Source organism: Ruegeria sp. BK1 (assembly GCF_056535645.1).
Genome location: NZ_JBQFIS010000001.1, coordinates 2,919,521 through 2,933,303 on the forward strand (window position 1 = coordinate 2,919,521; position 13,783 = coordinate 2,933,303).

A 13,783-nucleotide genomic window follows, 5' to 3' on the forward strand; every position below is an offset into this window, starting at 1 on the left:
CCATTGCAGACTCGGGCGTGTCTGCCGTGCTAGTCTCACCTTTGGAGTTGGGGGCTTCAGAGGGGCGACATGTCTCAGGACCTTAGGGACTGGCTGAGCGCGCTTGGATTGTCTGACTATGCGCAAGCCTTTTTGGATAACAAAATTGATTTCGCCATTTTGCCCGATCTAACGGGCGAAGACTTGATCGAAATCGGAGTGACGGCAGTCGGTGATCGCCGACGGCTTCTGCGTGCGATTTCGGAACTGGACGTGGCCGAAATGGTCTCGGCCTACACGTCGCAGGCCCCGCTCGAGCCTGCCAAGCGGCAAGTCACCGTCATGTTCGCGGACCTGACCGGATTCACGCGCCTGTCCAGCGAGTTGGATGCAGAAGACATGCACGCGCTGCTGAACGAGTTCTTTCAAAAGGTCGATCACGTGGTCGAGAAATACGGCGGGCGGATCGACAAACACATCGGCGACGCGGTCATGGCCGTATTTGGCGCGCCGATCTCGCACACCAACGACACCGAACGGGCGGCGCGGGCGGCGTTGGAAATTCACGCGGTCCTGCCCAGCCTGACGCGGCCTTTGACTTGCCATATCGGCATCGCCTCGGGGCAGGTGATCGCCAGCACGACCGGCAGCGAAGCGCATACGGAATACACGGTGACGGGAGATGGGGTGAACCTGGCCTCGCGCGTGACAGATATGGCGGGGGTTGGCGAGACGCTGGTGTCCCACGACATTCAGCGCGCGCTGGGGCCCTTGTTCGTGGGCGAGTCGATGGGCGAGAAGGCGATCAAGGGTCTGAATGACCCGGTCGAGCTGTGGCGGCTGGAGCGTCTGGCGCAAAACATCCGGTCGCGCCGTCACCGCTTTGTCGGGCGCGAGCGCGAGATGTCCATCTTCGAGGCCACATTCGACCGGTGCAAGCGCCACGGCAAGGGCGAGGTGCATATCATTCTGGGCGAACCCGGTATCGGCAAAACACATTTGTCGGAACAGGTGGCCGAGCTGGCCAGTGGGCTGTCTTATTCCACGCATACAGGCGTCGTGATGGATTTCGGCGCGCGCGAGGGGCATTCCGCCATTCAATCCGTCGCGCGGAGCATTCTGGGATTAGAGCCTAGCGCCGATGCCGCCACCAGCGCCGACGCTGCCAAGCGGGCAGTTGCGAAAGGGTGGGTGTCGCCCTCCAATGCCGCGCATCTGAATGCCTTGCTTGAGCTGGAACAGGACCCCGGTCTGGCGGAAGTTTATGCCGTGATGGACAACGCCACGCGCCTGCGCGGGCGGCGTAGTGTGATCGATGAGTTGATCGCCGGGCGCAGCCGGGACAACCCGCTATTGATCCAGATCGAGGATATCCACTGGGCCGCGCCAGACATCCTGACCGCATGCGCGCATATGGCGGCGGCGACGCGTGACTTGCCCTGTGTACTATTGATGACAAGCCGCGTTGAAGGCGACCCGATCGACCGGGAATGGCAGATGGGCACGGAGGGTGCCTTGATCTCCAAGCTGGAACTGGCGCCGATGGGAGATGATCAGGCGCGGCAATTGGTCGAGGAATTCACCGGAATAGACCCTGAATTGCTGGAGGCCTGCGTAGAACGGGCCGGTGGCAACCCGCTGTTTCTTGAGCAGCTTCTGCGCAATATCGACGTGCTGAAACGCGAATCCGTGCCCGGCAGCATACAGGGCATCGTTCAGTCGCGGCTGGATTCACTGGACCGCAAGAACCGGGCGGCAATTCAGGCGGCCTCGGTCCTGGGGCAGCGGTTCTCGCCCGAGGTGCTGAATTTCGTGCTGGGTGAGGGGCATCTGGATGTGTCCACCCTGATCCGCTCGGCCCTGATCCGCGAGGCGGGGCAGGATCTGATGTTTGCCCATGCTCTGATCCGCGACGGGTCTTACGCCACGCTGGTCAAATCCGAACGTGCGCGGCTGCATCGGCAGGCAGCAAAATGGTTCGAGGATCGCGACGCCACCCTACGCGCGCAACATCTGGACCGGGCCGGGGCCAATAACGCTGCGCAAGCCTATCTTGAGGCTGCGGACAAGCTGATCCAGGCCTTCCAGTTCGACGATGCCAGCCCGCTGATCGAACGGGCACTGGAACTGCCTGCACCGGCCGGAGTGCGGTTTGATCTGCTTTGCGCGCGGGGGGAGACACACCGCCTACAGGGCTTGTCTGATGAGGCCCTGCGCGAGTTTCATGAGGCCGCATTGCTGGCCGATACCGACGAACAGACCTGCCGCGCCCATATCGGGTTGGCGCAGGCCGCGCGTCAGGCCAGCCGGTATACCGAGGCTTTGGAAAGTCTGGCGACAGCCGAGGCCGCCGCCAAGCGCTGTGGCTCGGATCGGGACATCGCCCAGATCAACTATGTGCGCGGCAATGTCTATTTCCCGCTGGGGCAGGTCGATAAGGCACTGGCCAGCAATGAAACGGCTCTAACACTGGCGCGTAAGCTGGATTCGGTGCGACTTGAGGTTGGGGCGCTCAGCGGTTTTGGCGATGCCAATTTCATGAGCGCCACGATGCAGACGGCGGTCGGGTTCTATACGCAGGCCGTAGAGCGGGCGCGTGAGAAGGGCCTTGTTCGGGATCTTGCGGCGAACCTGCACAACCTCAGCGTTGCGCGCAGCTATTCCGGCGATGTGGCGCAGGGCAAGCTGGACGCGCAAGAAGCCATTGAGGTGTCGCAAAAGTATTTTGCCTTTGTGCCGGAATGCGTGGCCCAGACCTGTCTTGGCGTGGCGCATACCTTTCTGGGTGAGCTGGATCAGGCGTCCGAGGCCTTTTCGGTTTCCGCCGAGATTGCCAACCGGGTCGGGGCCAAACGGCTTGAGGCGCAGGCGCTAGAGCATCTGGCCCGCACACAGGTTTATACCGGGCAACTGGATCAGGCCCGGAAGACGGGCCAGCATGCGGTCGAGATCGCGCTGGAACACGGTCGAAACTTTGTGGGCCCCAAGGCGCTTTCGGCACTGGCCATGGCCGAGCCGGACGCTGATGCGCAGGATCGTCATCTGAAACTGGGGGCCGAGATCATCGCCGAGGGCTGCGTCGGCCACAGCCATTTGCATTTCTACACCGATGCTAGCGCGGTGATGTTGAACCGGCAGGAATGGGACCGGGCCACGGCCTATGCCGATGCCCTGGCCGCCTTTACTGCGAAAGAGCCGCTGCCCATGGTGGACCTGTCCATTCAGCAAACCAAAACGCTGGCGGAATGCGGTGCGTGGGGCATCCCGCTAACCGCACATGAAGGGCTGGAGGCCCTGCGCGCCGGGTTCCGCGACATGGGCATCACGCAGACGCTGGTCGGGCGGCTGGACGATTAGGTAAGGGGTTGAATGAGTATCGAACGCAAAGTCTGGCGCATCTCAGGTGTATTGACGGTTCTGTTGTCCGTTTTGCTGATCGTACTTTGGAACGCGCTGAACCATTTCGAAGGCGATCCGACGCAATTGCCCGATCAGGCTTCGGTCGAGGATTATCTGAAAGACCTTGAGACCGTGCCCGAATATCGCGTTAAAACCGGGATATTCATCAAGTCCTTTGTCTTTACCGGTGCCAGCGACGTTCATGTGACCGGCTATGTTTGGCAGCACTACAAGGATGGCGTGCATGATGCGATCAAACCGGCCAAGGACGATGTCGGGTTTGTTTTGCCCGATGCCTCGGACGCGGCCAGCGGGACGATTGAAGAGGCGTATCGCATTGATCAGGGCGACGAAGAGCTGATCGGCTGGTATTTTGAACAGACCCTAAGACAGAGTTTCGATTACACCAGCTATCCGTTCGACCACAAAACCGTCTGGGTGCGGTTCTGGCCCGCCAGTTTCGACACTGCCGTGGCGCTAATCCCCGATTTCGACGCCTATCCCGCCACAGGGCCCAGGGATATTTTCGGCATCGACAAGCGCATCGTCATGGGCACGTGGGAGCGTGAGAATACCTATTTCGATTATCGCCTGTCCGATCTGGGCACCACGATGGGCCTGAAGGATATCGACTTTCAGACCAACCTGCCCGAGCTGCATTATAACTTTGTCATCAAGCGCAATTTCGGCAACGCGTTCATCGTGCATATGATACCGCTGATCGTGGTGACGATGCTGCTGTTTGGCGCGGTGATGACCGTGACCCGTCGCCCCGAATTGGTCGAGAGGCATGATTTCAGTACCTCCAGCGTGATCGGTACCTGCTCGGTTCTGTTCTTCGTGATCCTGCTGGCCCATGTGCAACTACGCGAAGGCTTTGCCGGTTCGCCGGTGATCTACATGGAGTCGTTCTTTTTCCTGATGTATTTCCTGCTGCTGGCCGTGTCGGTGAACACATACCTGTTCGCGTCCCAAGCCGTGCCATCCCTGCGGTTCATTCACTACAAGGACAACCTGATCCCCAAGGCCGCGTTCTGGCCCTTTGTTCTGCTGTGCATGGTGGCGATCACGGCCTACAACCTCAGCCTCAAGGCGGACCCCGAGGATGAGGCCGTGATCGAGATGCTTAACTAGGGGGCGTAAAACCCGGCTTTGGCGTGCCGGTCGCCATATCCAGCGTGTATTCCGCCACCACCCCGGCAGACCCATCGGCCCATTGGTCCAGATATTTGGTCGGATGCGCGATCACATAGACATAGGCGGGTTTCTTTACCCCATCCAGCAGCACATTGATCCGCTTGCGGACATAGACATTCTCGGGCGAGCCGGGACCGTGATACCCTTCGAGCTTGTCCAGATCCTTCAACCCCGAGGATGACACGCGATAAACCTCGCCCTGGATCGGTTCGCCTCGGCCTTTCTGATCGACCAGCGTGGCCATCCGGTGCAGATAGCCGCAATTGGGATTGTCGCAATGGGGTTCGTGCGGAACGATCAGTGGCATCCGTTGCCGCGTCACCGCCTGCCCGACGAAATCATCCAGCACTTCGGCATGGGCGTCGTGGTTGGGGAAGCCTTTCTTCAGCGACCCGTAGGTGAAATACAGATAAGTCCGCTCGCGGTCGTCGATCAGATCGTCTTCGTCCACCTCTTCGGGGGCGATGACCGTGTGCGCATTGGCCCAATCGTCCAGCATCGCCGCAATCTCGGGCTTTACCTTCCGCACGTCCCTTGCGTTCTTGGGATCGCGCAGGAAATTGATGCAGGAACTGGCGTCGATCCCCGGCGCGCCCAGTAGAACCTTCACCATCTTGGCCGAGTTGTTCATTACCGCCACATGTAGGCTGGTAAAGCCGTGATCGTTGGTGGCGTTGACGTCGATCCCGCGATCTATCAGCTCTTGCGCTGCTTCAAGGTCGGGCTTGCCAAGGTCTTGCCCGTTCTCGTGCAACTCGCCCTCACCACCGGCCGCATAGTGCAGCAGCGTGTCGCCATTGCTGTCATCGACGATGTCTATCCCAGCCATTCCTCGGTCGATGGCATCAAAGACGCGCCCCCATTGGGCGAACTCGTCCGAGGCCGCGGCCTCCTGCGCCCATTTGCAGATATTGTGCTCCTGATCGGCTAGTTCTTCGAAGGCTTCGTCCAGGACCTCCATGATCTGATCCGGGGTGGCCATCATGCCGATCCCCATCATGCCGTTCGAAAGCCGTCCCCGGCGCGGTCCGACGATATCGACCCCCAGATCCCGCAGCTTTTCGACATTGTTCTGGGTTGTGACGTTGTTCCACATATTCGTGTTGCATGCAGGGCAAAGGATCACCGGCTTGTTCCGGTACTGCCACGCCACAAAGACCGAGGTCAGCAGATTGTCAGCAATACCATTAGCGATCTTGCCCATCGTGTTGCACGTCACCGGCGCCACGATCACGCAATCTGCCCAGTCGCACAGCGCCAGATGCGAGGCCCGCAGGGGCATTCCGAACTCGGTATAGCGGAAATTCCACTCATCATCGTCGCGGTAGTAATCATGATGCGAGATGTAATCCTCGATCGTTTTGGGGCGCATGGTTCTGGGGCCGTCTGTTTCGTCCTCGACCTCGATATCGCGAAAGAATTTCTCGGCCGAGACGGATGGGATCAGCTTGACGTTATGGCCCGCATCCTTGATCCGTTTGACCAGATCCGGCACCTTATCCGCCGCCGAGGACCCGCAGGCACACAGCAGTACATTGCGCTTTTCGCTGGGCGCATCGGTCAGCCCGCCTTTGGGATAGCCGAAGATATTCTTGTCGAGGCTGGGGGATTCATGGCGCAGCAACACCGGCAGCCCGGCATCTTTGACGCTTTGCTGAAAACTGCCATCCAGAACAACATCGACGATATCCTTGCGCCGCCCCAGACATTCGCCCTGAAAGAACAGGTAGGGCGCGGTTTCCTTGCCGGTCATCATCGTCAATTGCCGCCGCATCTTCATCACGTTGGCCCCGTGGCCTTCGATGTCGATCAGACGGGCGGTGGTGATGCCAATATTGGCCAGCATACTGCGCAGCATATAGGACCACGGGTCCTCATCCGCGTAGAACAGCACGATCGGGTTCTCGCGCACGATCCGTTCCACATCAGTGGGGTCCTCGGGCGGCTCGTGTTCCTCGATCACCAGCATCGCAGGGTTTGACAGGTCACGTAGGCCGCGGAACAGATGCCCGCGCGGCGCTTGCCAGACTTGCGAGGTCGCGGGGCTCATATCCACCACGGTCACCAGATCGGTTGCCTCATCATAGGCGATGCACAGGCACCAGAATTCTTCCAGCAGCGCGGTCTCGCGATACACATTCGCAGGCGGGCGAATCACTTCGAACCCCAGCACGCGGTTGAAGTCGATATTGATCATCAAATGCCGGTCTTTTTCGATGTTCAGACTATGCAATTGAGCGCGAAACCACTCTTCCGGCGTTGGGTTCCCCTTTCCGGGGTGTTCGGCAAAGCTGCGGAAAGTGCTGCCCAAATGCACATCGGGGGATTGTCCCAGATAGCGTTGCGCCAGCAAGTGCATTTCCTTGGCCGTGGACACCCGGTTGAGCTTGTCGGTCAGATTGGTCTGCGTGGCGATAAGCAGCTTGTCTTCATCCACCTGTTCATCCCCGAGGATGTTGAGGCTTTCCGCCAGAACCCCCAGCGAGTTCATGTTCGGGCTGGCCCGCCGGAACAGGTTGCGGCGTTTCTTGGGGTCTTTCGCCAGATATTCGGTGCTATCCACATAGTTGCAATCCTGTTGCAGCGTTTGCAGCGTTGTCTTCACAGCCTCGAGCGCGGAGAACCGCAAAATCCCCCGCGACCGCATCGAGGTTCCGTCGCGGTCGGACATGCCCGCCCATAGTCGGTCAATCGTCGTGACCCAAAGCTTGCCGTATTTCTCGGGGTGGACATCCATCATATGCACCAGACCGGTGCTGGGGTTGCATTTGGCGATGATCGCAAAATGCCCGCCCGGCATGTTCTGCTTGCCATGGGCCACGCCGACCTGAAAATTGGCCACCAGAATGTCGTTGTCGCCGCCCACCCGGTTGGATTCATCAATCGCCTGCAACAGCAACTCGACCGAGGTTGTGGCCTCATCCATGAAATAGGCCTGAACCTGTATCTTCTCACGCAGGTCCTGCGTGTTGATGAATGTGCAAGCGACGTCGTAAAGCTCGCCCAGCGATATCCCGTCATTGACCACGAAAGACGTGGGCAAGGCGCATTCGCGGAAGATGTCGTTGACCTCGTAGCTGAACCCCAACGCCGACATGCTCAGCGCAGCGGCTGTCACGCTGCAACAGTTGATAGGTTGCTGAAAGTTGTGCAGATGCACGCTGACCAGATCCCCGAACAGGGTGTCGTAACAGTGCTTGCGGATCGCAATCGGGATTTCCAGCCATTGGCTGCTGGACAAATAGGCCAGCCTGGTCCCCGCCGTCGCAAGCGCCTGAAGGCTGACGGGGATATCGAAAATCTCAAGATGTTCTTCATAGAAATAGTCACCGGCGTCAGCGGTGGCCAGAACCACCTCATCCTGCTGCAACTGGACCAGACCGGACAGGACCACATACATGCCTTCGGGTGGCAGGATGGTGTCGGCTTCAACCTCGAAGCACTCGAAATGCGGTTTGATGGGTTTGTCTTCCGATGCGGACAGGATCGCATAGATCACTGACCAGTCGGACTCGGATGGATTGAATGTACGGAAATTCTCAATCGGATCTTTAGGCACGCCTGTTCCCCCCTGAACGTTGGCTTCAATGCATTTCAGGACCGATGTCGGGATCAACCAGAACAGGCGCATTGGTCCGGTAATTGGGCGCAATGCGTTTCCCGACAGGGTCAGGGCCACGCGTGACGCGGAATTGGCGCGGACAAAATGGCCCAATAGCCTGCACCTTACCTTAGGTTAGGCGGAAAATCACGGAAGTATTTGGATAATTGCATATCTACTCGGTATTCGTGTGGTCCGTCTAAAAGACGAAAAAATCGACATTATGACGGATCAATTGGCTATTTCGTCAAGATTGCCTCTGCGGATCGAACAACCGCGCCTTCATACTTTTCCAAAACACTTGAGGAGGCGCACTATGAGCTGGAATATCTGTGTCATCGGAGCAGGCAAGATCGGTCATATGATCGCCGCCCTGCTGAAATCGTCATCCAACTATTCGGTCACCGTGGCCGACCGCGACTTGTCGGCCCTTTCGGTGCTGAACCGGCAAGGTATCTCGACCCGGCAGATCGACGTCGGCGATGAAACGCAATTGGCGCAGGGCTTGGCGGGGTTTGATACCGTGATCTCGGCCGCGCCGTTTTTTTTGACCCCGCAGATCGCCAAGGCGGCCAAAGCGGCAGGGGCGCATTACTTTGACTTGACCGAGGATGTGGCGGCCACCAATGCCGTGCGCGAACTGGCCGACGGCAGCGAAACCGCCTTCATGCCGCAATGTGGTCTGGCACCCGGTTTTGTCGGCATCGCTGGGGCTGCACTGGCGGTCGAATTCGACACGCTGGACAGTTTGCATATGCGGGTGGGGGCGTTGCCTCTGTTCCCGACCAATGCGTTGAAATATAACCTCACATGGTCCACCGACGGGTTGATCAACGAGTATTGCAACCCTTGCGACGCCATCGTGAATGGTGAGCGGATCAAGACCGCGCCGCTGGAAGATTACGAACTGCTGGGCCACGACGGGGTGGAATATGAGTGTTTCAACACCTCGGGCGGCTTGGGCACTTTGCCCGAAACGCTGGAGGGCAAGGCGCGCGCGGTGTCCTATCGCTCGATCCGGTATCCCGGCCATTGCGATATCCTGAAGCTGCTGCTCAAGGATCTGGGGCTGGAACGCCGGCGCGATCTGCTCAAGGATATTTTCGAGACCGCCCTTCCGCGCACGGATCAAGACGTAGTGCTGGTCTATTGCACAGCCAAAGGCATGATCGAAGGAAGCTTGCGCGAGAAATCCCTGATCAACAAAAGCTATGCCCGCAAGATCAACGGACAGGTCTGGAGCGCCATTCAAGTCACCACTGCCGCAGGCGTACTGGGCGTGGTCGATCTGATGCGCACCGGTGCGCTGCCTGCCAAGGGCTTTGTCCGGCAGGAACAAGTGGCCCTGTCCGATTTCCTGAACACCGAATTTGGCCAGCTTTATCGCGCTGGCGATGCAACCCAACAAAACAAGGCGGCCTAAGATATGAAAGACATCGTGATGACTGCGCAAACCACCCTTGCCAATCTGGACCTGACAGCGGCTGAGCTGACCGGCGGCTCGCTGACCGTGCGCTCGCCCATCGACGGCAGCCTGCTGGCCGAGGTGCATGAAACCCCGGCGGGCGACATGGAGACTGTGTTTGCCAATGCCAAAACGGCATTCAATGCCTGGCGCACCGTACCCGCTCCGCGCCGGGGTGAATTGATCCGTCTGCTTGGCGAGGAACTACGCGCCGCCAAAGAAGATCTCGGCGCGCTGGTGAGTTGGGAGGCGGGCAAGATCACCTCCGAAGGGCTGGGCGAAGTGCAAGAGATGATCGACATCTGCGACTTTGCCGTGGGTCTGTCGCGCCAGCTATACGGCCTTACCATCGCATCCGAGCGCCCAGGCCACCGGATGATGGAGACATGGCACCCGGCGGGGCCAGTCGGCGTGATTTCGGCCTTCAACTTCCCGGTTGCGGTTTGGTCGTGGAACGCGGCGATCGCGCTGGTTTGTGGCGATACGGTGATCTGGAAACCATCCGAAAAGACACCTCTGACCGCGATGGCTTGCCAGAAGATTTTCGAACGGGCACTGGCTCGGTTCGGTGATGCGCCGGATCACCTGCTGCAAACCCTGGTCGGCGGTGCCGCGCTGGGCGAGGCGTTGGTGGCCAGCGAAGATGTGCCGGTGATCTCGGCGACCGGTTCCACCCGCATGGGTCGCGCAGTGGCTCCTGTGGTGGCATCCCGCTTTGGCAAGTGTATTCTGGAACTGGGCGGCAACAACGCGATGATCGTTGGCCCCTCGGCCGATCTGGAAATGGCGGTGCGCGCAATTGTCTTCTCAGCCGTGGGAACAGCCGGTCAACGCTGCACCACGCTGCGCCGCCTGATCGTGCATAACTCGATCCGTGAGGAACTGGTGGGTCGCTTGAAAAAGGCCTATGCCGGTCTGCCCATCGGCAACCCGCTGACCGAGGGCACGCTGATTGGCCCGCTGGTCGATGAGGCCTCGGGCGCCGCCATGACCGCAGCGTTGGACGCGGCCAAAGCCGAAGGGGGCACCGTGTTCGGCGGTCAGCGCGTCACCGAGGGCGTGCCGGATGGCGTCTATATGCAGCCCGCCATTGTTGAGATGCCCGACCAGACGGCCACCGTAAAGACCGAGACCTTTGCGCCGATCCTCTATGTGATGGGCTACGACGATTTTGATAACGCCATCGAGATCCAGAACGATGTGCCGCAAGGCCTGTCGTCTTGCGTGTTCACCCTGAACATGCGCGAAGCGGAACAGTTCCTGACCGCAGCCGGATCAGATTGCGGTATTGCCAACGTCAATATCGGTCCGTCTGGGGCCGAGATTGGCGGAGCCTTTGGTGGTGAAAAAGAAACCGGCGGCGGGCGTGAAAGCGGATCGGACGCGTGGAAGGCCTATATGCGGCGCCAGACCAATACGGTGAATTACTCGGCCGAACTGCCGCTGGCGCAGGGTGTGAAATTCGACATCTGATCGTTGTCCCGGCGGCCTTTTCGGAGTGTCGCCGGGATTAATCTGCAAACAGGTAGTCCAGACGCAGAATGCGTTCCGCAATGTCCGTCGTGGCGTTCAAAAACCCGGCAACAGCCACCGCATTCTCGTCTTTTGTATTGGTTTCACGGATGCGGAAATAATCGTCCGAGGCAGCCGCGCGGATCATTTCGGATTCGTAGGCCAGCGAATGGCGCAGAGTGGGGATCAGGGGCGCGACCGTCTGTTCGGGGCTTTGCGCGCCTGCCAAACCGACCCGACGGGCGTGCCCGATCAAGTAATCGTTGGAATACTCGCACTCGACCTCAAGCACATGGGTACGCGCTTGATCGGCGCAGAAGTCCTGAACGATGTCCAGATTGGCTGGGTCAACGCACAGAACCAGCTTGTCGGTGTTGAAACTGTCGAACAGCATACCCACAATCGCCCGCCTGTGGCGTGAGCGTTTCAGCAAAGTGGTCTCGATCCCGCCCAGATCAGGTAACGCAGTGTCTTGTTCGTTGAACAGATATTCGACGCAGGCCATGTCAGTTTCCGAGACGATCTGATCAATCAACCGCTTGGCCACGTGCCACTTTTTGCACACCACCAGGTACAGGTCACGATCCGGGCCTAGCGTATTGGCGGCCTCCCAGAACCTTTGGCCGTGGCGACGTCCGACTCGGCCACGCCCGGTCAGGAAGCCGTAGAGATTGCGCCCCTCATCCGAGATCTGAAACTCCACCCCCTCAGCCGCGTAGAGCGCGCCAAGCCGGTCCTTCAGCTCATGCGCCTCGGGGCTGATTTTGCGGGCAAACAGGTAATCCTGCCCCAGCAACATGTCATAGTGGTCGTTGTAGAACGTGACCGGCATCCCGTAGTCCGAAAACATCAGGAAAGTGGGCGTTCTGTTCTCGATTTCGTCGCGGGGAACCAGGTGGCGGACGAGGGTCTGAAAGAAGGTCTCATCCGGAATCCATGTGGTCGAGAAGAACCGTTTCACGTCCGGCCGTTGGCGCAGGAATTCCAGGATCATCTCAATCGTGCGGCGGCGCAAGCACCACCATTGACTGCCGATCATCACTTGGATGTCTGCCGGAACCTCTCGGGTCAGGCCAAAGCGTTTCTGCAATTCGTATGAGGTGTAGAACGACCAGCTTTGCGTGCGTTCGTTGAAGAAATGGCGATAGATCAGCCGGTCTTCTTTCATCCCGGTCTTGATCCAGTTGCTGTCAAAGAAATCGTGGCTTTCGACAAAGTCGTGGTCGCGTTCGTCCAGAAAGTTGTGCGTGTACTCGGCCGTCTTGATCGCCATGCAATCGCCCGACACCATGTAGAAATGCGTGGCGCGTGGAAAGGCTGTAACGGCGGCTTCGATCGCATTGAGGGTGGCTTGAACCAACGACCATTCCCCCCAGCCGCATTTTATGCGCTTTTTGGCAAAGGTGACGTTCGGATTGTCCTTTAACGCGTCTTGAATGCGCTGAAAGGCGTCCTTGCTGGCGCGCGCATCGAAATGGATCGCCATGCAATCGCCTGCGGCCGTCAGTTGTTCGGCCTGCGCGATGATCGCATCAGGGTCTTTGTGGCACAGCAAAATATAGGCAATCTTTGCCATTTGTTTCACAATTTCCGTTTCTGCCCGTTTGCAACCGTGATACTGAGGATGAGCGATTGAATAAACAGAATATTTTTGGTTCTCTGATTTGAAAATGCGGACAAGATTTCAAGGTTCTGATCCGCGCAGGAGGCATAGCAGATGGGTTTTCCCGGTACATGGATGACCGAGAGTGAAAGCATGGTGTACCGGGTGGTGCCGAAATGTGCCTGCTCGACCATTGGCCAGATCATGTACTACTCGGATCATGGCCGCTTCTTTGACGGTGATATCCATGACGCCAAGGATGGGATGCACAAATGGGCCTTTGATGGCAGTCAGGGGCCGATCTCGGACAATGTCAGGTCTCATGCGTCTTACGCGTTCACATGCGTGCGCAATCCCTACACGCGGATTCTCAGCTCGTTTTTTGACAAGATCTGTGGGATTCAGCGCAACGGAAAACGGTACCGCGGGAACCTGGTGCCGACGCTGATCTATAATTATGGGATTGAGGTTGGCGGCGATGACGGCAAGGGCGAGTTCGACCAGATTGCCAGCTTTCGTCGGTTTCTGCTGTTCGCGCGGGACACGATCCGCTGGCGCAGACCGATGGACCCGGATATTCACTGGTCGGCCATGTCAGGCCATGTCTCGACCTTTATCGTCAACGGCGGGCGCTATGACCGGATTTTCTGGACCGAAGCCTTCAACGAAGGGATGCAGGATGTCCTGAACCATCTGAACACGCCGCACTCTGTGGACCTGTCCCAGATCCCGCGCTTCAACGAATCCGAGGGCCACGGCCCCAAGCGCGCCCATCCGGTCGAGGATTATTTCGACGATCTGTCGATGCATCTGGTCTACGAAATCTACAAACAGGATTTCGAGCTGTTCAAATACGATTTCGAGAACCCGGTCAACAAGATGCCAATCGGCGAGATTGATCTGGACGAGGTCCACGCCAAACTTGGCGATTGAAGAGCAATACGATGCATCTGTTTAGAACATGATTTGCACGTGAGTGCCTGCATTGAGCCCAGAGCAGAAGCTGCGAAAGATGTGTTTTTCGACC

The 13,783-nt window shown here is 58.6% G+C and carries 7 protein-coding genes; 5 read left to right on the forward strand and 2 right to left on the reverse strand.

Going from position 1 to position 13,783, the window contains the following annotated elements:
* The first annotated feature begins 69 nt into the window (after positions 1–69).
* Together ACR3E7_RS14485 and ACR3E7_RS14490 are read left to right on the forward strand one after the other, a co-directional pair.
* Entirely contained in the window at positions 70–3,336 is a 3,267-nt protein-coding gene (locus ACR3E7_RS14485; RefSeq protein WP_480504228.1) for an adenylate/guanylate cyclase domain-containing protein, read from the forward strand.
* Positions 3,337–3,348: 12 nt separating this feature from the next.
* Entirely contained in the window at positions 3,349–4,512 is a 1,164-nt protein-coding gene (locus ACR3E7_RS14490; RefSeq protein WP_480504227.1) for a hypothetical protein, read from the forward strand.
* On the opposite strand, the gene ACR3E7_RS14495 is transcribed toward ACR3E7_RS14490, so the two are convergent.
* Positions 4,505–8,290 (reverse strand): flavoprotein, encoded by a 3,786-nt coding sequence (locus ACR3E7_RS14495; protein ID WP_170790134.1) that lies wholly within the window; start codon positions 8,288–8,290, stop codon positions 4,505–4,507. The genes ACR3E7_RS14490 and ACR3E7_RS14495 overlap by 8 nt on opposite strands.
* Positions 8,291–8,492: 202 nt before the next feature.
* On the opposite strand from ACR3E7_RS14495, the gene ACR3E7_RS14500 reads away from it, so the two are divergent.
* Positions 8,493–9,599: a saccharopine dehydrogenase family protein gene (locus ACR3E7_RS14500; protein ID WP_480504226.1), complete on the forward strand. Its 1,107-nt coding sequence runs from the start codon at positions 8,493–8,495 to the stop codon at positions 9,597–9,599.
* Between the two features lie 18 nt (positions 9,600–9,617).
* Entirely contained in the window at positions 9,618–11,114 is a 1,497-nt protein-coding gene (gene amaB / locus ACR3E7_RS14505) for an L-piperidine-6-carboxylate dehydrogenase (RefSeq protein ID WP_480504271.1), read from the forward strand.
* A gap of 37 nt (positions 11,115–11,151) precedes the next feature.
* Here amaB and ACR3E7_RS14510 read toward each other — a convergent pair whose 3' ends face one another.
* A complete protein-coding gene (locus tag ACR3E7_RS14510) occupies positions 11,152–12,729 on the reverse strand; it encodes a DUF5928 domain-containing protein (protein WP_480504225.1) in 1,578 nt (525 codons plus the stop codon).
* Positions 12,730–12,870: 141 nt separating this feature from the next.
* On the opposite strand from ACR3E7_RS14510, the gene ACR3E7_RS14515 reads away from it, so the two are divergent.
* Positions 12,871–13,689, forward strand: coding sequence for a sulfotransferase family protein (locus tag ACR3E7_RS14515; protein ID WP_480504224.1), 819 nt, complete (start codon positions 12,871–12,873; stop codon positions 13,687–13,689).
* Positions 13,690–13,783 lie beyond the last annotated feature (94 nt).

Coding starts and splice junctions, on each gene's coding strand:
- ACR3E7_RS14485 (WP_480504228.1), top strand. CDS start 70: ATGTCTCAGGACCTTAGGGACTGGCTGAGCGCGCTTGGATTGTCTGAC.
- ACR3E7_RS14500 (WP_480504226.1), top strand. CDS start 8,493: ATGAGCTGGAATATCTGTGTCATCGGAGCAGGCAAGATCGGTCATATG.
- amaB (WP_480504271.1), top strand. CDS start 9,618: ATGACTGCGCAAACCACCCTTGCCAATCTGGACCTGACAGCGGCTGAG.
- ACR3E7_RS14490 (WP_480504227.1), top strand. CDS start 3,349: ATGAGTATCGAACGCAAAGTCTGGCGCATCTCAGGTGTATTGACGGTT.
- ACR3E7_RS14515 (WP_480504224.1), top strand. CDS start 12,871: ATGGGTTTTCCCGGTACATGGATGACCGAGAGTGAAAGCATGGTGTAC.
- ACR3E7_RS14510 (WP_480504225.1), bottom strand. CDS start 12,729: ATGGCAAAGATTGCCTATATTTTGCTGTGCCACAAAGACCCTGATGCG.